This window comes from Bradyrhizobium sp. UFLA05-89 (genome assembly GCF_059803475.1).
The window spans coordinates 36,673-60,039 of the sequence record NZ_JBANBA010000052.1 but is presented as its reverse complement, the minus strand read 5'-3'; the positions used below and the strand labels follow the sequence as shown (position 1 = coordinate 60,039).

Annotated in this window: 16 protein-coding genes and 3 pseudogenes; 5 read left to right on the top strand and 14 right to left on the bottom strand. The window is 58.2% G+C overall.

The annotated features are described in order from the left end of the window. Both tnpA and SO139_RS25120 read right to left on the bottom strand, forming a co-directional pair. Window positions 1–398, bottom strand: a 398-nt coding sequence (gene tnpA, locus SO139_RS25125; protein WP_498540748.1) for an IS66-like element accessory protein TnpA, incomplete at its 3' end; no start/stop codon positions are given. Window positions 399–709: 311 nt separating this feature from the next. After that, window positions 710–859, bottom strand: a pseudogene (locus SO139_RS25120) (IS66 family transposase zinc-finger binding domain-containing protein); the annotation flags it as partial. On the opposite strand from SO139_RS25120, the gene SO139_RS25115 reads away from it, so the two are divergent. After that, window positions 797–1,216 carry a hypothetical protein gene (locus tag SO139_RS25115; protein WP_498540747.1) on the top strand — a complete coding sequence of 140 codons (420 nt, stop codon included), beginning with the start codon at window positions 797–799 and terminating at the stop codon, window positions 1,214–1,216. The pseudogene SO139_RS25120 and the gene SO139_RS25115 sit on opposite strands and share 63 nt — an antisense overlap. A 325-nt stretch (window positions 1,217–1,541) precedes the next feature. Here SO139_RS25115 and SO139_RS25110 read toward each other — a convergent pair whose 3' ends face one another. From SO139_RS25110 to SO139_RS25095, 4 genes and pseudogenes are all read right to left on the bottom strand, one after another. Beyond that, window positions 1,542–1,826 carry a hypothetical protein gene (locus SO139_RS25110; RefSeq protein WP_498540746.1) on the bottom strand — a complete coding sequence of 95 codons (285 nt, stop codon included), beginning with the start codon at window positions 1,824–1,826 and terminating at the stop codon, window positions 1,542–1,544. Between the two features lie 285 nt (window positions 1,827–2,111). Next, window positions 2,112–3,533 carry an adenosylhomocysteinase gene (ahcY, locus tag SO139_RS25105; protein ID WP_498540745.1) on the bottom strand — a complete coding sequence of 474 codons (1,422 nt, stop codon included), beginning with the start codon at window positions 3,531–3,533 and terminating at the stop codon, window positions 2,112–2,114. A 123-nt stretch (window positions 3,534–3,656) separates the two neighbouring features. Then, window positions 3,657–4,853: a methionine adenosyltransferase gene (metK, locus tag SO139_RS25100; RefSeq protein WP_498540744.1), complete on the bottom strand. Its 1,197-nt coding sequence runs from the start codon at window positions 4,851–4,853 to the stop codon at window positions 3,657–3,659. Between the two features lie 238 nt (window positions 4,854–5,091). After that, a pseudogene (locus SO139_RS25095) lies at window positions 5,092–5,745 on the bottom strand (isocitrate lyase/PEP mutase family protein); the annotation flags it as partial. Window positions 5,746–6,423: 678 nt separating this feature from the next. Here SO139_RS25095 and SO139_RS25090 point away from each other — a divergent pair. Beyond that, window positions 6,424–6,666, top strand: a complete 243-nt coding sequence (locus tag SO139_RS25090; protein WP_498540743.1) for a hypothetical protein — start codon at window positions 6,424–6,426, stop codon at window positions 6,664–6,666. A 493-nt stretch (window positions 6,667–7,159) separates the two neighbouring features. Next, on the top strand, window positions 7,160–7,924 hold the full coding sequence (locus SO139_RS25085) for an autoinducer binding domain-containing protein (protein ID WP_498540742.1): 765 nt from the start codon (window positions 7,160–7,162) through the stop codon (window positions 7,922–7,924). 1,122 nt (window positions 7,925–9,046) lie between these two features. On the opposite strand, the gene SO139_RS25080 is transcribed toward SO139_RS25085, so the two are convergent. Next, entirely contained in the window at window positions 9,047–9,793 is a 747-nt protein-coding gene (locus SO139_RS25080; RefSeq protein WP_498540753.1) for an outer membrane protein, read from the bottom strand. Window positions 9,794–10,103: 310 nt separating this feature from the next. On the opposite strand from SO139_RS25080, the gene SO139_RS25075 reads away from it, so the two are divergent. Continuing rightward, window positions 10,104–10,757: a methyltransferase gene (locus SO139_RS25075; protein ID WP_498540741.1), complete on the top strand. Its 654-nt coding sequence runs from the start codon at window positions 10,104–10,106 to the stop codon at window positions 10,755–10,757. A 332-nt stretch (window positions 10,758–11,089) separates the two neighbouring features. Here the strand turns inward: SO139_RS25075 and mddA are convergent, their stop codons facing one another. Continuing rightward, the gene (gene mddA, locus SO139_RS25070) at window positions 11,090–11,875 is read right to left on the bottom strand and encodes a methanethiol S-methyltransferase (RefSeq protein ID WP_498540740.1); all 786 of its coding nucleotides are present in this window, start codon (window positions 11,873–11,875) and stop codon (window positions 11,090–11,092) included. A gap of 1,377 nt (window positions 11,876–13,252) precedes the next feature. Between mddA and SO139_RS25065 the strand changes: the two are divergent. Continuing rightward, window positions 13,253–15,345: pseudogene (locus tag SO139_RS25065) on the top strand (prolyl oligopeptidase family serine peptidase). Between the two features lie 1,229 nt (window positions 15,346–16,574). Here the strand turns inward: SO139_RS25065 and SO139_RS25060 are convergent. From SO139_RS25060 to SO139_RS25035, 6 genes are read right to left on the bottom strand one after another with little or no spacing between them, the layout of a single operon-like run. Continuing rightward, on the bottom strand, window positions 16,575–17,741 hold the full coding sequence (locus tag SO139_RS25060; RefSeq protein WP_498540739.1) for an aminotransferase-like domain-containing protein: 1,167 nt from the start codon (window positions 17,739–17,741) through the stop codon (window positions 16,575–16,577). An 11-nt stretch (window positions 17,742–17,752) separates the two neighbouring features. Beyond that, window positions 17,753–19,339 (bottom strand): class I tRNA ligase family protein, encoded by a 1,587-nt coding sequence (locus tag SO139_RS25055; protein WP_498540738.1) that lies wholly within the window; start codon window positions 19,337–19,339, stop codon window positions 17,753–17,755. Window position 19,340: 1 nt separating this feature from the next. After that, complete coding sequence (locus SO139_RS25050) at window positions 19,341–19,670, bottom strand: cupin domain-containing protein (protein ID WP_449382492.1); 330 nt, start codon at window positions 19,668–19,670, stop codon at window positions 19,341–19,343. A 24-nt stretch (window positions 19,671–19,694) separates the two neighbouring features. Beyond that, window positions 19,695–20,474: a phytanoyl-CoA dioxygenase family protein gene (locus tag SO139_RS25045; protein ID WP_498540737.1), complete on the bottom strand. Its 780-nt coding sequence runs from the start codon at window positions 20,472–20,474 to the stop codon at window positions 19,695–19,697. Between the two features lie 24 nt (window positions 20,475–20,498). Next, a complete protein-coding gene (locus SO139_RS25040) occupies window positions 20,499–21,746 on the bottom strand; it encodes an MFS transporter (protein ID WP_498540736.1) in 1,248 nt (415 codons plus the stop codon). A 10-nt stretch (window positions 21,747–21,756) separates the two neighbouring features. Continuing rightward, window positions 21,757–23,067, bottom strand: a complete 1,311-nt coding sequence (locus SO139_RS25035) for a lysine N(6)-hydroxylase/L-ornithine N(5)-oxygenase family protein (RefSeq protein WP_498540735.1) — start codon at window positions 23,065–23,067, stop codon at window positions 21,757–21,759. Between the last annotated feature and the right edge of the window lie 300 nt (window positions 23,068–23,367).

Genomic DNA, 23,367 nt, shown 5'->3' with positions numbered 1-23,367 from the left:
ACCATTCCCCTGACACGGATGCGAACCGCGCCGACCTCGATCTCGATTGCCGCCTGCTCCTCGCGCGACGGCAATTCACCCCCGCAGCCGGTGATCGCGACCGGCACAAAGCCAGGTGGCACGTCTCCGGCCTCGTGCTCTGCGACCTGCACCCGCGTCGTCTGACGACGCCACAGAAACAACAGGCTTGGACTGATGTCGTGTCGCCGCGCCACCGCGGACACGCTTGCACCCGGCGCAAAACTCTCCGCGATAATCGCCGCCTTCGCATCGGCCGACCAGCGCCGGCGCCGGCCGGTCCCAGTGATGATCTCGACACGCTGCAGCGTGTCAGAAAAATCCTTGAGGATAGGCGTATCCCTATCCCTATCGCTATCCTTACGGCTATCCTTAGACATGGCGAGACCTCGTGATGATTCAGTCCACGAGATCTTCCTAACCGACCAGATTAGCCCTCAGAGCGTGGTCCCTGGATGACGCTCACATTTCATCATTTAAAGCTGGTCGGCGAAGCTCAACGGACTTCATCCGTAGCGCGAGTTCGCCACAACGTCGCGCCGCAGAGGGTGAACCGTGGCTGCAGGACCGGCGACAAGCGGGAGAAAGTGGCGCAATCGTGAGCACGCGCAGCTTGTGTCCCGTCGCCGACCGGATCGTGGACAAAATCCATCACCGCGAGATGAACGATCGGTCGATCGGCTTTGCGACTGGGCCGCCGGATCACGAGGATCCGGAACTGCGCCGGGACCGGGTCCAGTCGCTCGCTTCTATCCTCGCCGATCCGGTGTGACTCGCCATGGCAGCAGGGACAGCTCTTGTCCTCGATATCGACCACGAACTCGATCCGCGGCAGGTGCGCCGCCCTAGGGCAGCCCGCATGCTCTCACGCACCAAGGTCGCAAGCCCTTCGATCCCCTTGCGGAAGTCTACCGGTTTGGTCCCCACCATCACCCGGACAGCATCCGACGGGCCGATCACCGGGATGCCTTCGCCCGCACGATCGACCGGCCCGGATCGTTATGCCGTCCACTTCAATCTCGATGATCCCGGCGTCCACCTTGGGCCTACAGTGCATCACCTTGCGCTCTCGGCTAAAGCAAGGTGTCGGCACCACTGCATCCACCACCGCCGGCACAAACTGTACTTCGTCCGTCCCGGATTGATCGCCGATGGCATCTCTCAACTGACGTCGCCAGCCGAACAATTGCTGCGGTGACAACGTGCCTTGTCCTCGCCGCTCCACTTCCGCCGACGACCAGCTCCGGTGAAGACCTCCAGCCGCCGGACGGGCTCCATGATAGTACTACGCACTGTGTGCATTCTAAGCCTAACGGTCCAAATCGATCGCAGAACACTCAGATCAACCCCTCATCCGGTAGGTGCCCCCTGAACAGCGCTTACCCTGCAGGAGAGCCTCATCGATGTATCAAGAGCCGGGGCAAGAGCGCGGGCACCTGTTCCTTCATGCTGCCATTGCCGTTTCATCCAGGGCGATCGGGACCGTTAGTCCCTTGGATAGCTGAGCGCAGCATGGGCGGCCTCTACACGTCAGTCATGCCGTGCGGCGCCCAACTTGCGGCGGTACCTAGATGTCCCGCTCCGTCCGGCAAAATGTCGATTTCCATAGCGGGCGGCAGCTCGACGATAGTGTCTACACTTTTGACATTTTTGGATAGCGCGTATTTGAACGCTTGTGTGCGGTTCACGAACAGCCCGCCAAAAAGTCCGTTCTGTTCGCAGACCACCCAGCTGCCGCGACGAGTTTGTCCAATTAACACGGTTGACGCTGCGGATCTCCAAGAAGGAGACTCAAATAGCTTCATCATGAGAATCCTTTCACAACTATCGAAGCGTGTGCTGACCCCTAGCTTCTTCAAAGGATCAAGCAGCAGGAGGACGACTTTTCGCTCACGTTGTGTGTCCGATTGGTGCTGTGAATTGAGCGTTTTCACATTGTCCGTGATATCTGTTGCTTGTACATAGCAAAAACGAGCTGATTGCTACGAGCGCGGTTTCCGGGGCCCACGAGAGGTGACTGAGCGACGCCTACGGCATTACCGAGGTTCATCGATGCTACGTCCCGGTCTGTGCCACATCCGAAATTGGGTCACTCAATAGCGGTAGCGATCCGACTTGTACGGACCTTCCTGCTTGACGCCGATGTAGTCGGCCTGGTCCTTGCGCAGCTCGGTGAGCTTGACGCCGAGCTTAGCGAGATGCAGGCGGGCGACCTTCTCGTCGAGCGACTTCGGCAGCACGTAGACCTTCTTCTCGTACTTTCCGTCCTTGTTGTTGGCCCAGAGCTCGATCTGCGCCAGCGTCTGGTTGGTCAAGGACGCCGACATCACGAAGCTCGGATGACCCATGGCGTTGCCGAGGTTCACGAGGCGGCCTTCCGACAGCATGATGATGCGATGCTTGTCCGGGAATTCGATCTCATCGACCTGCGGCTTGATGTTGGTCCACTTCAGATTGCGCAGAGCCGCGATCTGGATCTCGTTGTCGAAATGGCCGATGTTGCACACGATGGCGCGATCCTTCATCGCGCGCATGTGCTCAATGGTAATGATGTCCTTGTTGCCGGTGGCGGTGACGAAGATGTCGGCGCGCGGCGCGGCGTCTTCCATCGTCACGACCTCATAGCCTTCCATCATCGCCTGCAGCGCGCAGATCGGGTCGACCTCCGACACCATGACGCGGCAGCCGGCCTGGCGCAGCGACGCCGCCGAACCCTTGCCGACGTCGCCGAAGCCCGCGACCATCGCGAGCTTGCCCGACATCATCACGTCAGTGCCCCGGCGGATGCCGTCGACGAGCGATTCACGGCAGCCATAGAGGTTGTCGAACTTCGACTTGGTGACGCTGTCGTTGACGTTGATGGCGGGGAACAAGAGCGTGCCCTTGTTGGCCATCTCGTAGAGGCGATGCACGCCCGTGGTGGTCTCTTCCGAGACGCCCTTGATGTTCTTGGCGATCTCGCCGAAGTAACCCTTGGGCTTCTCCTTCAGGAGGCGCTTGATCAAGGCGTAGAAGATTTCCTCTTCCTCGGAAGCAGGCTTATCGAGGAAGGCGGTGTCGCCCTTCTCGGCGCGGACGCCGGCATGCACCAGCATGGTCGCGTCGCCGCCGTCATCGAGGATCATGTTCGGCGTGCCGCCGCCATGCCAGTCGAACAGCTTTGCGGTGTAGTCCCAGTATTCGGTCAGCGTCTCGCCCTTCACGGCGAAGACGGGAATTCCGGCCGCGGCGATCGCGGCAGCGGCGTGATCCTGCGTCGAGTAGATGTTGCAGGAGACCCAGCGGATGTCGGCACCGAGGGCTGCGAGCGTCTCGATCAGCACCGCGGTCTGGATCGTCATGTGCAACGAGCCGGCGATGCGCGCGCCCTTCAGCGGCTGCTTCGGGCCGAACTCTTCACGGGTGGCCATCAGGCCGGGCATCTCGGTCTCGGCGAGCGAGATCTCCTTGCGGCCGAAATCGGCCAACGAAATGTCCTTGACGATGTAATCGGTGAAGCCGGGCTTCGCGTTCATGTCGAGCTTCCTGTTGTTTGAAAAAGTCGTTCCGGGGCGCTCGTGAAACGCGCGAACCCGGAATCCAGAGGTTCGAGATTCCGGGTTCGCCGCTGGCGCGGCGCCCCGGAATGACGGAATTGATCAGACCGCGCGCTTGAACGGCTCGACGAGGTCGGTCTTCTCCCAGGAGAAGCCGCCTTCATTGTCGGGCGTCCGGCCGAAATGGCCGTAGGACGAGGTGCGCGCGTAGATCGGACGGTTGAGGTCGAGATGGCTGCGGATGCCGCGCGGCGTCAGGTCCATCACTTCGGCTGCGGCCTTCTCGAGCTTGTCCTCGGAGACCTTACCGGTGCCATGCGTATCGATGTAGATCGACAGCGGCCGCGCCACGCCGATGGCGTAAGCGAGCTGGAGCGTGCAGCGATCAGCGAGCCCTGCGGCCACGATGTTCTTGGCGAGATAGCGCGCTGCGTAAGCGGCCGAACGGTCGACCTTGGTCGGGTCCTTGCCGGAGAACGCGCCGCCGCCATGCGGGGCCGCGCCGCCGTAGGTGTCGACGATGATCTCGCGGCCGGTCAGGCCGGTGTCGCCGTCGGGACCGCCGATGTAGAACTTGCCGGTCGGGTTGATGTGCCAGATGGTCTTGCCGTTGATCCAGTCCTTCGGCAGCGCCTCGCGCACATAGGGCTCGACGATGTCGCGAATCTGCTTGGACGAGATGTCCTCGACCAGATGCTGGTGCGAAACCACGATCTCGCGCACGCCGACCGGCTTGCCGTTCTCGTACTGCACGGTGACCTGGCTCTTGGAGTCCGGGCCCAAGACCTTCTCGCGGCCGGAGTGGCGCGCTTCGGAGATCAGCCGCAGGATCTTGTGGGCGTAGAAGATCGGTGCCGGCATCAGGTCGGGCGTCTCGTTGGTGGCGTAACCGAACATGATGCCCTGGTCGCCCGCGCCCTCTTCCTTGACCTCGCCCGGCTGAAGCGCATCGACGCCCTGCGCGATGTCGGCCGACTGCGGATGCAGGAGGATCTCGATATCCGCGGTCTTCCAGTGAAAACCTTCCTGCTCGTAGCCGATGTCCTTGATCGCGCCGCGCACGACGCTCTCGATCTGCTCGTTGGTGACCGATGCGGGACCACGGGTCTCGCCCGCGATCACGACCTTGTTGGTGGTCGCAAGCGTTTCGCAGGCGGCGCGGATCTGCCACGGGTCAATGCCGGCTTTCGGCCCCTCGCGGTAGAACAGATCGACGATCTCATCGGAGATCCGGTCGCAGACCTTGTCCGGATGGCCTTCAGATACGGACTCGCTGGTGAAGAGATAGGACGCTCGCATCAGTAACCCCTTGTCCCGCCCCGTTGGGCGGTCGTTTGCGATGTTTACTTTTGGATTATGTCAGTCACGCCGGCGCGAGATGACGTAGGAGTCGTCGTAAAACCAGAGCCCGTTGTACTTCCGCAGCACGTCCCTGGCGGCATCCAGAGTGCGGCCGTTTTGAGTCATTTCTGTCAATCGGTCGTTGACGCGTGGCTCAGCTGAACAGCGAGCTCTATGGGCAGACGGCTCGCTAGTGGTAAGCATCGGTGGGTTTGGCAACATAGTACTTTGTTAGGATGATCACGATGGGCAGTCGATTCTGCCAAGCACTCGCAAATCTAAGGATCTCGTCCGCAGTGCTCTTTCGCGAGTAAATGAGTATCGCGTCGGCTCCCGCGTCAGCGTAAGCGTGAGCGCGCGAAACCGCTTCGTCCATAGGACGACCAACAATCAGCGCTTCGATCCGCGCCACGAGAACCAAGCCTTATCCAACCGCATCCCTAACTGCCCGCAGACGGCACGAGAACTCATCGATGTCGGCGCTGCCATGCCGCTCGCCGACAAATGAGTTAATTTTCGGTAAACAGCTGTCCTGGAGCGCGAGACCGGCAGCCCCACATTGCAGGAGTTTGCGTGCAAGGAGACGCGCATTATTGAAGTTTCCGAAGCCGCTATCGCCGTCAACGAGCACCGGCAGATCGGTCGAGTCCACGATGCGTTCGACCACCTCGACGAGTTGGCTCCATGAAGTCTCATTGGCATCGCGGTAGCCGAGAGAGGAGGCGATAGACAGGCCTGAAGCCCACAAACCTTTGAAGCCTGCGCGCTGGGCGATTGCTCCCGAAAGCCCATCATGGGCTTCCATGAGAAAGGAGAGGTCGTTGTTCGAGCAAACCTGAGGTCGAAGCATATCGGCTGGCGGCGAGTTCGTGGCTGGATCGGGTCCGTTTGCGCGAACTGATCTATGTTGCATGCCGAATTTCCTGAGGCGTGACCCGCGCGGCTTTGGATAAGTATTGATTGGCACACCTCCGTCGTCTCGATCAATTGCTAACGCTGGTAGTTGACTGGAGCGCAAAGCTTTCGATGTCGACAATCGAAGGCAAAGAATGTCGGGCCTGGTGTTGGTCGACGACCATGATGCCTTGCGACGGGCTCAAAGGGTGCGGAGATGCATGAATCGTCCGGCGTCGACTGGTAAAAGCTTTTTTGATTGCTCGCGACCGTGCGGTTCCAGTTTTCACGCGGTTAGCCTTTTGAAATGCGAGGAGGAAATCGTATGCCGTCCTAGACCGGGAGAGTCTCGAGCCAGATCCACGGATGTCGCGGCTGATGCAAACGGCGTTGTCGTAATTCCGACGTGTGTCGCAGTGCTTCAATTCGGTTAAAGCCGGACGATCCTCGAAGTTTTGTCTGACAACTGAGTTTCGCGTGGGGGGCGACTGGTATGACACTTGCTGGTCTCATCTCAGTCCCTTGTGAAGGTACTTGGAGAAGTGCATGCACAGCGTCATTTGCATTAAGCAGGTTCCCGAGTCCACTCGAATTCGCGTGCGGCCTCTCGCCAATAACAGCGAGCGCCAGAGCGGTGACCATCATCGGTTGGCTCGAACGGCTCTTGCTGGAGGGGCTGGACCTGAGCGAGGAGTTCGACGGCGAAATTACCGTCCTCACAGTAGAACCTGCAGATGGATCGGAGTCCTTACCCAAGGCGGTGTCCCTATCCGAGCCCGCCGTGCTCTTCGCAGATCCCGGGTTCGCCGACGCCGGCTCACTGTCGATCAGCTATACGCAGGTGGCCGCGATCTACAAGAACTTGCAGGAGATATAGCCCGGCCGAGCTTATCTTCGCTCTCCAGAAGATCATCGAGGTTGAGTTCAAGCAGCTGGAGCCCGGCATCAGGCGGACCTGCGCACTGCAGCTCACGCAATTGGCCAAAAGTGGGGCGCGGAATATTGCCGCACGGGCTATCGAGCAGCCGGCGGACGCCGGACTGGCGGATCAGGGAGACCACCAAGGTCGTTCAGTGTATGCGTGACACGGGTGCAAGCGTTGCCTGCGCGATTCACCATCGTTGGGGCGGAGGGAGAACTAATGTGAATGCCGTCGTCCAAACCCGCGAAAACGCGTGGAAATCCGACTTCGCTTGTGTCGCCATCGTGTGCAGCTCCTACCTGCGCTTACAGCCGCTTTCGATCCGCAGGTATCGCCGCATTCGCGCGATCGCAATGGCTGGAGCAGTTCGGGAATAGCCCAAGCTCCGTCTGAATAAGTCAGTCGAACGGCGCAATAGCGGCCTTCTGCCGATCGCGTGAGGCGCCACATGAATCTCTTCAGCTTCGTCGAATGCGCTAATCAAACGCAATCTCTCAAAGCGCTGTTTGATCTGCTTGTGAGCTGTGCGAGCGAAGAGGGCTTCACTGAAGTCGCTTACGGAGCACTCACCTTCGCGGAGCCGCTTCGTCTGCCGGGGTGCCCACCGCCTCTTATAGCCATGAAGGTTCCGCCAGACTGGTGCCAGCGCTATTTGGAACGCAAGTACTATACGGTCGATCCGGTGGTCCGGCGGACTCCGATGTATGCGGGGCCGTTTCTATGGGACCAGCTGGCCAAGGAATATCAGCTTCAGGCATGTGAACAACGTGTACTCGAAGAGGCCAGAGAGGCGGGCCTGAAGCACGGCATCAGCGTGCCACTATTTGGGCCATCAGGCCGTATATCCGTGGTATCGTTCGCATCCCGTTTTGAAGATGCCAATCCTCAGCGGAATGTGATGCGTCTCAACGCGTTGGCTTGGCATTTTCATGTTGCGTTTGCGGAGGTCGCAAGACCTTTAGACAGCGCTAGCGATAGGAAAGTGACCTTATCAGAGCGCGAAAAGGATTGCCTGCGATGGGTGGCGGAGGGCAAATCGTCCTGGGAAATCGGGAAGATACTGAGCGTGAGCGAAAATACGGTGAATTTCCATCTTAAGAACGCAATACGAAAGCTCGGGACAGCGAACCGGACACAAGGTCTTGTAAAGGCCCTTCGTCTTGGTCTTATTGAATTTTCGGTGACTGCAGCGGCAACACCAATGTTCGCGTAGCTGGTGTGGCGTCTCCTCGCAGGACCACCTTGGCATCTGCAAAGGAGCGGCCTCGCGGTACCGCCGCGGCTGCGTTTGTCGCCATGTATCTCGGGGAACGTCTACTGGGTAGTGACTCCGACTGATTGGTGCTGCTATTCGATCGGCCGTGGTAGCAGACCAGCTTTGCCTGGCCTGGTGAATACCTGGCGTGCTCGACAAGATCACTTAGCGGGAGATGCATTGACTGATTCTGATTGGTCCCATCTATTTCTACACAAAGGTAGGCGCGTGCGAATGGCTTTCAAAATAGATCACCCAGGTATATACTTTGCGAGAGAAGCTTCTGCAGAAAACTGGGACTTGAAAACCGCGATAAAGCTGCCGCTTTTGCCGCTGAACCTAGTCTCAGCATGCCTTGGTACATGACTTATTGGACTGCTGTTGCCGAGCGCGACTTGACGCAACACACCGATCACAAGGGGCAACGGCGGGTCGATCGACCTATGCCTGGCTATTTCGATCTTCACGTGTGCGAAATGCGCGTGCGTCAGCGATTTCGCTGAGCGACGCCAAACGATGATGCTGCCGAAAATTGGCGGCGAGATCCATCTGATTTTCGCAAGCCATTGAGTAAGATACCCCTCGTAGTAACCGAGCGCTGCGGGGGATATTGAGAGGCATGCATCATCGCAACGTTCCAGATCATGCCGAAGAGTGGTGTAAGAGTGCCTCGCCGAGCACAATGGGAGATTGCCTGCCTGTTACGGCGCCTTGATTGCTGAACGCCAAAGTATTTGTGTGTCGAAGCTTTCAAAGTCAAAGTCGGAACACGGGAGTACCGCGGTGGTGGTTTCGGCGATGGTTCGACGCTGGATCACTGAGGGCGAGACAAATCTACCGTCTAGACCGAAAATCTTCCGGACCGATTACATGCTGGCGATTTGCGCAGGCGGTGTCGCTCAGCACTACTTCAGCAACGCATCCGTGGGCCGTCAGAGCGGACCTGAGTTACGTTAACGCGGAAATTCTCGCAAAGCACAAAAGGTGCTTAGGTGACCGTTGCATGCAGAGGAATATCTCGACAAAGAACCCCGGCCAACGGCCGGGGCTCTCGATCGCCGATTGAAGATCAGGTGACCGCTACTTGAGAACCAGGGGCCAGCCAAACTTGTAATTGACCCGCGCGGTCACGAGATCAAAATCCTGGCGGATGCGATCGTTCCCAAGCGCACCACCACCGGCGGCCGTGAAGTTCACGTCGCTGGTCGGCATGAACACGTGGTCGTACTCGACGCCAGCTGACCAGTTCGGCGTGAGGTTGACTTCAAGCCCAGCGCCAACGGCGCCCCCCCAACGCGTAGTGTCCGCGCTCCCAAGCTGCGTCCCTGGGGGAACGGAGTTGATCTGATAGCTGCTGCCCACGACCGCGGCGCCCCCTTTGGCGTATAGCAGTACGTTGCTAACGGCATAACCGATCTGACCAGTGATTAAGCCGAACGCATCTATCCTTGTGTGATTGCTGTTGGTCGGAAAGGCAGCGCTGACATTGGAGCCGTTGAAATCGGCCCAGTTGCCCTGGCCTTCGACGCCAAGCACTGTCTGGCCAATCTGCCAGCGATATCCGATCTGCCCACCGACCGTGCCGCCGCTTGCATCGTGGGAGCCCTCAGGGGTTGTACCTGCAAAATCCCAGGAATTATGGCTCGAACCCCAACCGCCGTTGATGCCAGCATAGAAACCGCTCCAGTCGTAGGCTGCGATCGCGACCGGCGCGGCTTGCGGCGGCGCCTTGGTGTAGACGGGCTGTGCCGCGAGATCCGCGGCGAACGCAGGCGCCGCAACGCTGAGTGCGACGATGCTCGCAGTCATAAGCAACAAGTTTTTCATTTCGAGCTTCATTTCCTTAGAGTGCCCCCGCCTCGCGCGTCATAACAGCACCAACACGAATTGCTGTAACTGCGGCGCAACATTTACTCGAAAGAATCGACTTGAATCTGACGCTGCGTGAAGTTGTACGCTTTGGTCTAGTAGCATCGCTCGCATCGAGACCTAGCGGGCGATCAACGCGACAACAGGAAGCAATTCGCTAAACGTCTGGCCGATACGCAGGTGGGTCCCGACGGCCCGCGACGACGTCTGCCCCCAAAGATGGAGCGTTAAAATGAGTACGTGGGCAGGCGCATCTGCACGGTGCCAAATGACGGACGTGGACGCAATGCTAGCCGAACTGCGGCTATGCGAACTGCCGCACGATGTGGAGGTGAGCGGCATGCCCCTGCACATCCTGCCAGGCGTTCTGTCACCACGACTAAGTCACGGTCCGGACGCCTTAATGTCGAAATGGCGCATCGAACATGACGCAACGGTACTCGATCTCGGATGTGGATCAGGTGTGCTAGGGCTCGCTGCGCTCCGTGCCGGCGCAGGGCGCCTCGTGGCTCTCGACATAAACCCGCAAGCCGTGCGCACAACGGAGATAAATATCGAGCGACTAGGTTACGCCAGTAAAGCCGACGTACGCCATAGCGACACTTATTCTGCATTGCAATCCGGAGAGAAATTCGACGTCATTCTCTTTGCTGCCCCCTATTGGAATCGCGAAGCAAGGGATGACCTCGAGCGCTCGTGTTTCGATCAAGATTACCAAGTCATGGCGGCGGTTCTCGCAGGAGCGCACCTCCGCTTAAATGAGAAGGGCGTAATGTATGTGCTCTTCTCTGACCAAGGAGATGTTGGGCACGTTGTGAGCTTGATCGATGAGAGTAAGCTGCGTGTCAAAGATATGCATATTTTCCGACCAACGAGCCCAGGGGGCCACGTCCGGATCGTTTGGGAACTCGAAGTTCGATGAGGTCCTTGAATTTCGTGACGAGTTGCTTCTCATGCTGTGCGATTAGAGTATTGAGGCCACCTGATCAGACCTTTCGAGATGTTGCTCAAGTGTGTCGCTCCGGTTCCGTCGCTTAGCTGGTTCATGACATAGGTGCGCGAAAACGGCCATTGCAGCTCGTTCATTGGGTCGGACTTGCTCGGCGCGACGCTTTGCTGCGTGCGGCGAAGCGCCGAAAGTCAGAGTGCCGAGAAAACGGCGCCCTCGCGATACAGAGCTGCCGGGGGTGGATGTTTCGTCTCTCGGATCCTAGCGGCCGTGTGCCTGACGACGCGTGGTCGGGTCTTCTTGACTTAATCGCTTTCCTCCGATTTGGGCCAGGGAATGAGCATGGAAACGTTTCTTCTGTATTGGCGATACTGCCTCCCGAACAGCTTGAGGAGGTCTCGCTCTTCGAAGAAAATTCCGACAAAGATGTAAGCGGTTGCCCCGATTGCAAAGAGCAGATGCCCGATCGTCATGACGGGCGCGGCCCAGAACGCGATAATGAAGCCGAGGTAGATGGGATGTCGCACAAATTGGTAGTACACGGGCGTCCGGAATTGCGGCTCCGGTAGGCCTTGGCCCGTGAGATTGGCCGTGACTTGCCGTAGTCCGAACAATTCAAAATGATCGATCAAAAACGTACTGGTGAACATCAGCACCCAGCCAAGGAACGCTGCCGTCCCGATCATGACCGACACATCGGGGTCCGTGACTTGCCATGCGATTGCCGATATGGGACGCCACTGCCAGAATAGCAACAGCAGACACAGGCTCGCCATTAGCACATAGGTGCTTCGTTCAACGCATTTCGGGACACATCGCGTCAACCAATTCTTGAAGCATTTGCGCGCCATGCCGGTGTGTTGGATGGCAAACAGAGCGATCAACAGCGTATTTATGGAAAGCGCTTCGACGAGCGAGGTGCCAGGCCCCGTGTCAATCGTTTTCGGTACGACGAGGCCGCTCACGAAGCCTACCGCATATAGAATTGCGACGAGGAAAGCCACGTAGGCGAGCACGCCGTAGAGAAATGCGATCCATCGTGACAAACGGCTCTGGGAAGCTGCGTTGCTCTTGGATTTTATCTCGCGCATGGTGGACTCTGCTTGCGGCAGCCGCTTACCCCACGCAGTGGGACGGCGAAGAGTCCGGAAAGGCACGCGACCAAAACCTTGTGGCTTGTTCGCAAACGCCGAAGATGTAGCTGATAGCCACATGCCTCGGCAAACGTCTCGCTGGTCGCGATTACCACGAAAAGGTCCCCCGACCGTAGGCGCGAGCCAAGCACCGCGGACAATGGGAAAGCCTGGCCTGAATAGGCGGGCAGTGATACGACAATTGAGCTGGTTTCATCGGGAACTCCTAGCGCCGCCCGTTGCGTGCAGCCTTGGCTGCGGGGCTTTCGTCCTCATCTCAGCAAAGGACGTGCCGATCACGGCATGCGATGCGGATCTAGCCTGTCGAGAGAACAGCGTCGCTAACGGCGTGCCATTGGGAATAGTACTGCCAGTTGTTGGATCTCTGACATCGCGGCAGTCACCGGGACACGGTTGGCAAGATGGGCGTCTCTATGAAGCCAGCCACCCCTTGTGCCGGTTTGCACGAGTGTTTGACGGTGATGTACGTTCTCCGAAACTAGGTGTCCTGGTGTTCGGGTGTTGCTGAGTGTCCGACGCTCCGCGTTCTTGCACGGGATCCCGCGGGATTGCGCCCGACGAGGATTGGGGCGCGCGATTTGGCTCCTCGGTTATGAATCAGTTGCCAAATTTGGGGGACAGCTCGTTCGGAGGTCCGCGCGTCTCATCGCGATGGCGACCGCACCTGCCTTAGCAATCACTGTCGGCTACGATGCGCATGTTCATAGGCCCGAACAGATACAGGGTGCTCTGTGAAAAGTGATTGGCGGTCATACGATGCATAGGGAGGCGGATTTGCGTGGACCGCACGACGCCATCCGCGGAAAAACGCTCCCGATGAATTTATGTCAGAGGCAGATGTCGAGCATTGTCGGCGACATGCCCTTTGGACGAAGCTCCATTGCTTCGCACAGTTGGTGCAGATAGCGTCAAGTTGACGCTGAAGAAATCAGGATAGTATGCGAGTTTACAGGGCGCACTGTGAATTCCAAGTCGATAGCTTGCCGGCCCATCAATCGGCTTTAGCAAGAGGGGACTTGGTCCCGAAGTCAATCAGGCGAGCGAGGGCCACGCGGCATTGAAAGTTTATCCGTCGGCGATCTCACATAATGTGGCGATCTGAACAAACAGGATCGCCTGCAGCCTTCTTCCAAATGCGGAGATGCGCCCAGCTTCTTAGACCGTGCCAGGCCCTAAGCCGCGGACATTCGCTACGCAATTGTAGTTCACAGAATGAGCTTGAATCTAGTGCCGCGTCAGGTTGTAGGCTGGAAACCTCATGCCCGCCTCGATGACGTATCGAGGGCGCAGTTGTTGCTAACATTGGAGTGAACGGTGTCTAAAGCAAGCTCGCCGTCAGCGCCAAGGGGTGGAAAGCCAACACTCTCAGCCCCTGATGATGATCCCTATCTCTGGTTGGAAGAGATAGAAGGCCCGGAAGCGCTCGAGTTTGTCGAGCAACAGACCGGCAAAACTCTGCAGGTGTTTGGAGGCGCGACATTCGCGCGGGATCGCGACGCGCTGGCTTCGATCTACGACCGTCCGGACAATATTCCCTATGTCAGCCGGCACGACGACCATCTCTACAATCTTTGGAAAGATGTCAAGAATCCACGGGGCCTCTGGCGTCGGACCACTTTAGAAGAATTTCGAAAGCCTGAGCCATCATGGGATCCTCTACTTGACGTCGATCAGCTCGCGGCGACCGAGAACGACGACTGGCTTTTGAGCTGGACCGCCATGCTGTCCGGTAGCTCGCACGTCATGACCGCGCTATCGCGGGGCGGCAGTGATGCCGTGACGCTGCGCGAATTCGACCTGGCCACGAAGAGCTTTGTGGCTGACGGTTTTGTGCTGGCGGAAGCGAAGAGTAGCGTAAGTTGGGTTGATCCGGACACGCTGCTGTTGTCCAGCGCCTATGGCGAGGACATGTCGACAGTGTCGGGCTATGCGAGGACCGTACGGTTGTGGCATCGCGGTGAACCCATCGAGCGTGCGGCGGTGGTGTTCGAGACGTCGCCCGATCGCATGGGCGTCAACTGCGGGATCGATCGTCCGGACGGGAGCAACGCGTCTGGTTCACCGACCAGCTGGATTTCTTCAATTTCCACGCATGGCTCGGAACCGAAGCAGGGGCGCACGTCAAGCTCGATCTTCCCACCGATATCTGGCTGCAGGCGCATCAGGACTGGCTCGCGGTGAAGCTCCGCTCGGCTGCGACAATTGCCGGAGTGATCTACCCGGCTGATACCCTGATCGGCATATCGTTGACCGACTTTCTTGCCGGGAAGCGCAATTTCGTGGTCCTTTTTGTGGCGAGGCCGCGACGAGCACTGCAGGGATTTTTCTGGGTCCATGGCAAACTCGTCCTCTCCATCCTCGACGAACTCCGGCCGGTGTTCGAGATCTGTACGCCATCCCCCACCACCTGGAGCCGCGAGCAGCTGGACTTGCTTCCCGATATCGGCGTCGTTGATGTCTGGCCACTTGATCGCGATCCATCTGAGGGCAATGGTGACCTTCTGGCCAAGATCCAGGATCCGCTCACGCCTCCCTTCATGATGCTCTTGGAGCGGGGCGTCGCCCGTCCAGCCCTGCTGAAGGAGGCGCCTAAGACCTTTACCGCTGATGGTCTCGTGGTCACCCAGCATGAAGCGATCTCGGTCGACGGCGAGCGCATTCCCTATGTGCAGACCGGCCCCAAAGGTGAGACCGGCGAAGCGCCCGTCCATATGAGCGGATATGGCGGATTCGGCATCTCGGTGAAGCCGTACTACAATTCCGCGCTCGGTAAGCTGTGGCTCGAGCGCGGGGGTACCACGGTGCAGGCACATTTGCGCGGCGGCGGCGAGTTCGGCACGCGGTGGCACGATGCCGGGCGATTAGCGGGCAAGCGGCTCTCCCATGATGATTTCGCAAGCGTCGCGGCCGACCTTGTCCGCCGCGGCGTCACGAGGGCAAAGCGCATCGCGGCCGAGGGCGGATCGAACGGCGGCATTCTTATCAGCAATATGCTAACGCGGTACCCCGAGCGTTTTGGCGCCCTGTTCTGCACCATCCCGCTGATCGATATGCGCCGCTACACCAAGCTGCTCGCGGGCGCGAGCTGGATTGCGGAATTTGGCGATCCCGACAAGCCCGCAGAGTGGGAATGGCTTAAGACCTATTCCGCCTACCATACTGCCAAGCCAGGGCAGGACTATCCGCCGATCCTGATCGCCACCACCCGGCGGGACGATCGGGTCCATCCTGGACACGCCCGCAAGATGGTCGCCAAGCTCCAGGGGATGGGCTATGAGGCTTATCTCTACGAGCCGGACGGCGGCGGGCACGGCTATGGCAGGGACAACAAGGAGCATGCCGCCTTTCAGGTGCTCGGCTTCGAATTCCTGAAACGCAAAATTGGCTGGCTGGACGAGAAGACTTAAAGCGAGGTTCACCCCGATCTGGCAAACACCGGGGCTGAAACTGCTGCTCTTAATTTCGGCGATCTCGACCACTGCGAGATCGGGACCGAACGCAAGCCTCTCGAGATAGGTCTTGCCAACACTCATTCGGCATTGAGCTCGCGCAGAATCAATCGGTTGCGTCAGATTTTTGCTTACGGATGACATATTCGCCGCGGCCCCGGGGGCGAGATTAAGCCTCCATCTGGGAGCCGCGCGCTTCCAAGCTTGGAAGAAACTGTGGGATATTCGACACATGAGGAGGCGTCGTGTTGCAACTCACACGCGCTTGGCAGTTTCATTTCATTCCTGCTAGATGTGCGTAAGAATGCCAACGGAGTTGTTATGGCCAAGACGCAAAACAAGAAGATTGTCCGTCGCGAGTACACGAAGGCGGACGTAAAAGAACTACGCGCACACTCGAGGGCGAAAACACCCGTTACGAAAATTTCAAAGCTTACAAAGCGAAGCGTCGGTTCATTGCGTCAGAAGGCGCTAAAGTTAGGCATTCCGCTCGGACATCGGCGGTAGTCGCGCGCACAGCAAAAAGCAGCGACGGAACTACCGGAGATCGAGTACATCAGCAAGAGGAAGCCTCAGCCATATCGGTTCGGCGTCAAATCACTTCATCGTCACCATCTCGGGCTGCGCTCCACTGGGCCAGCCCGTGCTGCACCTAAGGTGTACTCTGACCGTTTGATGGCTACAGGTTTCGGCGGCATCTCAAATTACCGCCGAAATCTCACCAGTTGCTCATCGCGTCCGACATGCTGACGAGGTAGCTATCTCGTCGGAAAACCCGCGTCCTGTCGTGATCTTCGGCTAGAAGCGCGGCCTCGTCATCGGGATCAAGCGCGAGCTCAGGCGCCACTTCGCCATTGAGCTTGTAGATTGGTCACATGGAGGCCGACGGCCATCTTGGCCGCTGACATATCGACCGCTATGAAGCTGGCGCGAAAACGTCATCCTCGCCGCCATTGGCTAAGATCTCGACTTCTTTTTGGCCTGGCCGGAGTTGCTGGTGCGTCTGGCCTCAACGCTTCGGGCGGCTGGTCGTCACTTGGGCCGCGCTCATGACCGATTTTTATTGTTGCCAGACGTTAAAGGTCACCCCGCCGGAGTGCCGTTCGGGTGCCGCTCAAGCTCGAATGCATGTTGAGGTGCATGTCGCAGCTGGCCAGAAAAACGGCGTATCTCACCAGTTTGAACCGTCAATCTTCGAAAGATGTGCGTGACGATAATCCGTACAGCTTGGCATGCAATTTATCCAATCTCGCTATGCCCTCTTCAATTAGGGTTGTCGGGAGATAGCTGAAGCACAGGCGTACAGAATGGCCGCTTCGTGGGCCATTATCTCCGCCGTGTCTAAGATGCACGTCATGCTCGCAGCACGCAGCCTTAATGAAAGTCTCAGCCTCAATTCCTGCAGCTAGCCGTACCCAGAACGAAAAACCTCCGCTTGGAAGGAGGTATTCTAAATCGCAAAAATGGCTCCGCTGCAGCAGCGCGTGCATGCTGTCTCGCTTGGCACGATAATGCTGGCGCAATCGCACGATGTGCGTATCGAGCGCGTCCGATTGCAGCAACGATAAGGCGATATTGCTGACGATAGGGCTGACGCCGCCGTCGCATTTGAGGCGCGCCAGTCTGTTGATGACATCCGTGTCCGCAAGCACCCAGCCGACCCGTAACCCCGGTCCGGCGACCTTGGAAATGCTATGGATATTGATGACGTTACCGCCCGGTGGCAGCCAGTCAACTTCGCCGTCGTAGGGCAGCTCCGCATAAACGAGATCCTGGACAAGTGCCACGCCATATTGGGCCAGCATCGCTGCAAGGCGGGTCATATGGGGACGCGACATCTGGCGCCCAGTCGGGTTATGAAATGCTGGCGTCGTGTAGAAAAGTTTCACGCGGGCATTATGACGCAAGGTCTGTTCGAGTTCGTTCAGATCGACGCCATCGGCGCCCATCCCAAGCTGGAGAATGGTTGCCCCCGCGATCGAAAAGATGCGCAGTGCACCCAAGTAGGACGGGTCCTCGGTCAGGACGACATCTCCCGGGTCGAGCCAGACGTCGCCGATCAATTGCAGAGCCTGTGAAGCACCAGCGGTCAGGATAATCTGGTCCTGCTGCACATTATAACGTTGTGCGAGCTTTTCTCGGAGCTTGGGCAAACCTACCGCATCCGTATACTGAAGCAGATCGGCGGTGGCGACACCGGTATTTTGGCTCAATGCGTCCGGCCAGGCAAGTTCTGAGAACATCGCCGGATCGGGAAGCCCATACCCGAAATGGATGGCGTGCTTCGCAGTTGAGTAGCTGAAGGGTGCAAAGCTCTGCGCCAGAGAGCTGCGGTTAGAGACAGGTGAGTTCATGGCTTTGTCGTTCAAATTCCGCTAATCTGCTTAGCCTGTTGTGGTCGAAAACGTTCGTTGTAAGCTGCGATGAAGTTCGCGGGTATCGCTGTGCTGACACGCGGGAAGTCGACCTTTGGTGGCAGGCCAGCTTTTGCAGCAGGTTTGCCGAAGGATGGCTGCCATGCGGCACCAAAGAAATGGCGGCCATATCGGATCGCTAGCTCGGGAACCACAGGATAGAGTAGGCTCAGGAACAGCGAGATCTGCGCTGGATTCCACATGCCGCTGTCGTCACGCGCAAAATCGGCTACCTGGAAGTAGGTATCAACGACATCAAGCGCATCCCAGAATCGGAGCTCCTCGATCGCATCAGCGTAACGCTGAGCGAGGATTTGCAGACGAGATCTGAGACGCCTGCTGTCCAATGTGCGTGCATTATTGGCATATTGGCGTAATGCCGTTTCCCAGACCCGAAGATGTGATGCCGCCCTGATCAGCTGATCAACGTCGAATTCGTTTTCATCTCTGCCGAATGGCCGCGCAATTCGAGCGAGCGCATAGCGAACGACATTGGGGTCTACCTCGCGCGCAACTTCATCGGCCCAAAGCGCATGGTTACGGCTGGTGGAAAATTTCTCCCCTTCGAGCTTGTAGAAATCCTGGATGGAGTGATTGGTGGGGATCGGGTAGCCGCGCGCGAGCAGGGCGCCGGAGACACCTACCGTATAGTAGAAGCGGTTGTCCTGGCCCATGAAAAACACAAGCCGGGTGCTGGGGTCGTGCAAGGTTGTTTCTGGGCCCAGAAAATCATTGGCGCATTGTTCGCGAATTCCGGTGTCAAAGCACCACAGGCCCTCAAACCATGTGAGCAGGGTTTGGCCGAACAACGGTTCGGGCTCGAGTAACTCCACACCATGACTGAAGTGGCGCGACATCGGCAAGCCATGCATATCGCTGGACAGCCAAGCGCGCGCCTTATCCCGAATGACCTCGGGCCAGGCACTTTCTCCAATAGCTGTGTTCAGAGCCTTTGCAAGGCGAGGCGTATCGAGTACCGCCTGCTCAATGGGCCTTAGTATAAGATTGTGACCGCAGGTGACGTGACGGGCATTGCATAAGGCGTCGTGCCGAATGGCGAGGCCACAGTTCTCACATAAGTTGCTGTCGGTCGCAGAGCCGCACGCGGGACAATTCCCAGCTGCCAGCGAGTCCGCGACAAATTCGTCGCAATGCTCGCAATAGAGCTGAACACCATTGCGGACCTCGACATAACCGGCTTCCTGCAGCTCGCGGAAGATCGCGAGCGCATTCTCCTTGTGTATCTCGCTGGATGTGCGAACGAAAACATCGGGCGTGATGTGTATGGCACGCAGGCACTGCAGGATCTCGTCAATGTGCTTTTGTGCAACATCGCCAACGGGTTGGCCGAGCTTTCGTGCCTTTACAAGCGTATAGGTGCCGTGCTCATCCGCGCCGGTGATATAGTGCGCGCGGTGGCCGGCCAGGCGCTGAAAGCGTACGAAGATGTCGGCGAGCAAATATACGCCGCCAACGTGACCGAGATGTAATTTGCCATTAGGACAGGGGGGAGCGGGACATACGAAATAGGTGCGCATGTCAATCCCACCAGATAGAGAGGAACTTAAGAGTACTCTCCTGGCTGACATTGCGGATGGCGTGCTTCTGGTGTGGCGGCATGTAGAACAATGTCACCTCGTTCACCGACCGCGTCTGCCCGTCAGCTTCGAATTCTCCCTGACCTGAAATCAACAGCCATAGCTCGTGTTCATGGTGGGCGTGCAGATCGACCGCGCCACCGGGGGCGACCTCAACGACAGAGGCGCCGAACTCGGGGCTGAGATCATCCGGTAAATGCTCCAGCAAGCGGCAAACCAGCACGCCATATTCGGTTCGCATCAGGGAGCGATCGATCTGCTTGGTGTACACGTAGTCTTTCCTTATGGGCTGCGATCACTCGCGATAGAAGATACCGTTAGGCGTCTTTAGATTCTCAGGGTCAGCGACCTTCCCCTCTGGCGGGTTGTAGGCGCGTTTCATGCGATTGTATTCGGCACGATCAGGACCGCCGGTAGAGGCGCGTTGGAACACCAAATAGAGCGTGCGGCGAGAGCGATCGCTCTTATTCGGGAGTGAATAGTGGGGCGCGTAGTCGTCGAAAATAAAGACGTCGCCAGCCTTCCACGGCACTGGTTCCCATTCAAAGCTCTCCGCCACGTCCGGATTGATGACGCCGCCGGCATCCATGGGGAAAACTCCCTCCTTATGGCGACCCGGCGTGAAGAATAGGCCTCCATTGTCCGGAGCCGAATCGTCGATGGCAACGGCCGCTATGGCGTGCACCATCCGATCGGGGAGCTTGTGGGGTATATGGTATATGTCCTGATGAGGGCGATACCCGCCGCTATCAGGGTACTTGAAGATCAGCAGCTCCTTTAGCATTCGCGCGTCTTCATCGAGTAGCGTCTCGATCGCGTTGCAAAGGCGGCCGTCGGCCAGCAGCGTTTCGCGTAGAGCGCCATGGTAGTCCAGGAAGTTCTCGACCTTTGAGATGATCTTGCGATCATCGGCCGTTTTCTCGAACCACATCATCCACTTGTCGACGCTCACATCCCAGCGCGCGACGCCGTCCACGAAGTCAGAGATCTTGTCGCGTGTAGGCGCATCAAAGAAGCCTTCAAGCCGAAGATATCCATCCTGATGCCATTTCGCCTTTTGTGTCTCGGTTAGCATGTGCGAGCTCCTTTTTTTTGAAGATTACGGAGAGTAGGTTCTTGCCTTTGGCCGAAGTGCGATTGCCAGCACCCCGTTAAAGGCAGTCGCGCCCAATAGCGTGAGCAACATCGCGTCAACACCCAATCCACCGATCAACTGCCCCCCGAGAAACGGAAAGCCGAACAACCCGAGGAAATAGGCTAAGGTGAAGATTTGTGAGGTAACTGGGACGGAAAGCCCGCGCTCGCCGGCGAGATTGACGGCCATTCCGATAAGGGCGGAATAGCTGAGCCCGTAGCCTGTGGCGAAGATTGCGGCGGCCAACAGATAGAGCAAAGTGTCGCCAGGATTGATAATGAGCAACGCCAATGAGGCGCCGGTAGCGATAAAGAGCGTGAGCGCAAGCCGGTGTACGGGCACTTGGTTCAGCATATGGGCAACAGAAAAGCGGAGCGCCACGCTGGTGACGGTGAATACGAGGAAGAAGAGATCCGGATTGAGCTGACGTGATGCTGCATAGGCGCTCTGATATGTCGATAGTCCGGAAAAAATGCAGGCCGCAACCACGATCATGAGGATCGGTGCGACCGTTGCGTGTCGAAGCAGGGCGACGGTTTCGACCACGGTGACCTCGATGTGAGGCATGGGGACCGAGGGGATGCTCAACATGGCGTGTCGTGCGACGCCTACGCAGATGGCTGCAATTGCGCAGGCCATCGCGAAAAGCGCGTACATCACCGCCATTGAGCCGGTGCATTCTGTCAGAAAGTGGCCGAGTGGGGCCGCGAGCCCAAGTCCTGCCATCTGGGCGCCGGACAGGATCGTCAGATGTTCTATGCGAGCTGCGGGACGCAAATGACGGATGATCTGCAGCGGCGAGAGGATGAACAACACCGACCATCCGGCACCGACGAGCATGCCGCCCGCATAGGCCATTCGCGTGTGGTACGCTGCAGCAGCGAAGGCCGCCATGGCCAGCGCCATCACCAACGATGCGGCAGCTATCGTCGGCATGATGCCAATGCGCTGGGCAACTCGGCCTGCAAAGCAACAGCACACGATCGTTGCAACCATGCCACTGGAGATAACGGTACCGGCGGCGTCGCCCTCTATTCCGAGCGCTTCCATATATTCCGGCAAAGTGAAGCTCGTGCCGTAAGCTGCCGCAATGATGCTGGATGCGACCAAAAATGGTCCAAAGGCGCGGTAGGGCAGTTTGCAAGATAGCCGGTCCGCAGCTGAAGGAGGCACATCGACAATTCGCAAGATGGAGGATCGGGCCGCACTCATGTGATTGCGCTCATATGTTCTGCAAGTCTCGTTGCATCCGCACGGTGCTCAGCTCCGCATCCTCTGGGGACTCGTAACCATCGAGGATCCGCTGGCCTGGTTGATCCAGATAAAAGGGACGTCCGAGGAGGCTGTTGATGATGAGACTGTTGCGGTACGCCACGAGTGATAAGTTTGCGCTCTGCAATCCGTGCTGCAGACGGCTCTGATTTTGGAGATAGACCGGTCCTGGCATATGCTGATTGAAGCTAACCGCGTAGTCCGAGCCGAGCACAGGTAGGTCATCCTCCATGTGCGCGGCGCCCAGGAGCGATTGTAGAAAGGGTGGGGTGCGCGGCTGAAAACCCGTCGCAAGTACGATGCGATCAACGAGGATGCTGTGATGCTGCTGCGTGGCAAGATCGGTCAGATTGACCCCCCAGCGCTTGTTAAGGGGCGCGATGTCTTTGACAACGACGCTGGACAAGAGAAGGAAGCTGTCAGACGGCGTACCTTGCACGTTCCTTTCGTACAAAATGTCGTAGAGGCGATTGCACAATTCGGCAGAAATGCCATCACTTGTCAGCTTTTCACGCTCGATGATTGTACGGCGGTGCTGGAGTGGCAGGGCATGAAAGCGCCGGCTGTAGCCCGGCCCATAGGCCTCGTTCACAAAACTGGTATCGTCCATGGCAAACAGGTTTGAGCGCGATGTGACCCAGGTAATCCGGGGAGCGCTGGGACGATTGAGGAGGTGCTCGACAATCTCCGCGCCGCTCTGACCACCTCCCACCACAAGCACATGCTCGTCTGCGCCAGGTGAGTCCTGGTCGAGATAGTCAGCGGCGTGATAAACGGTGTTGCAAATGAAGGGTCTGGCGCACGGGGGGATCGTTGGCTCAACGCCAACCGCTATCACGACGGCCCGCGCCAGGTAGGTCGTTGTGCTCGTATTGACGCGATAACCGTCCCTGAAGGGCGCGACGTCGACGACCTCTTCGTTGTAGCGAAGCGTGCCAAGTTGTCGTGCGACCCACTGGTAATAGTCAGTGAACTCCCGCCGCGAGGTCGAAGCATTGCGTTTGTTGATGAAGCCGTAGAGCCGTCCGTGTCGTGCCAGGTAGTTCAGGAAAGAATAGGGACTGGTGGGATCGACCAGCGTCACGCAATCCTTGAATGGCGACACTTGTAACCGGCTGTGCGGCAGCGCCAGGCCTGGATGCCAGCAGAATGCCCCGCGCTTCTCCAGGAATAGTGCGCGGAGCGGGGTAGGGTCGATCAGGGCTGCCAGGCTGAGATTGAAGGGACCGATCCCGACGCCAATGACATCCAGCGTATCCACGAAGTGCTCTCTCACGACTGTAGTAAGGTCGAAGGTGGTCGGTTGCTGCGTTCGGAAGCCTACAATCTGACACCGCGTGAGATACAAGATGTTTTATAGCCCGACCCGACCGGGATTTAGGTAAGCTGCGCCTTCTCGCCGCGCGAGAGATTCGCCTCTCCTGCCGAGCAGTCTCATGGATGACGAAGAAATGGTGGGGATTGCCGTCAATCGCTGGTCGGCAGTCGCGGATCTGTGATGACCGGCCGTGCCCGGGCGACGTAGGCGCCCTTCGCACCTGCCGAAAGCGCGGCCAATAGT

What these genes read in the sequence shown, in the direction of transcription:
- SO139_RS25045 (WP_498540737.1), bottom strand. Translation starts at nt 20,474, where the DNA reads ATGCTAACCGAGACACAAAAGGCGAAATGGCATCAGGATGGATATCTT.
- SO139_RS25085 (WP_498540742.1), top strand. Translation starts at nt 7,160, where the DNA reads ATGAATCTCTTCAGCTTCGTCGAATGCGCTAATCAAACGCAATCTCTC.
- SO139_RS25110 (WP_498540746.1), bottom strand. Translation starts at nt 1,826, where the DNA reads ATGATGAAGCTATTTGAGTCTCCTTCTTGGAGATCCGCAGCGTCAACC.
- ahcY (WP_498540745.1), bottom strand. Translation starts at nt 3,533, where the DNA reads ATGAACGCGAAGCCCGGCTTCACCGATTACATCGTCAAGGACATTTCG.
- SO139_RS25115 (WP_498540747.1), top strand. Translation starts at nt 797, where the DNA reads ATGGCAGCAGGGACAGCTCTTGTCCTCGATATCGACCACGAACTCGAT.
- mddA (WP_498540740.1), bottom strand. Translation starts at nt 11,875, where the DNA reads ATGCGCGAGATAAAATCCAAGAGCAACGCAGCTTCCCAGAGCCGTTTG.
- SO139_RS25060 (WP_498540739.1), bottom strand. Translation starts at nt 17,741, where the DNA reads ATGAACTCACCTGTCTCTAACCGCAGCTCTCTGGCGCAGAGCTTTGCA.
- SO139_RS25075 (WP_498540741.1), top strand. Translation starts at nt 10,104, where the DNA reads ATGACGGACGTGGACGCAATGCTAGCCGAACTGCGGCTATGCGAACTG.
- SO139_RS25080 (WP_498540753.1), bottom strand. Translation starts at nt 9,793, where the DNA reads ATGAAAAACTTGTTGCTTATGACTGCGAGCATCGTCGCACTCAGCGTT.
- metK (WP_498540744.1), bottom strand. Translation starts at nt 4,853, where the DNA reads ATGCGAGCGTCCTATCTCTTCACCAGCGAGTCCGTATCTGAAGGCCAT.
- SO139_RS25055 (WP_498540738.1), bottom strand. Translation starts at nt 19,339, where the DNA reads ATGCGCACCTATTTCGTATGTCCCGCTCCCCCCTGTCCTAATGGCAAA.
- SO139_RS25040 (WP_498540736.1), bottom strand. Translation starts at nt 21,746, where the DNA reads ATGAGTGCGGCCCGATCCTCCATCTTGCGAATTGTCGATGTGCCTCCT.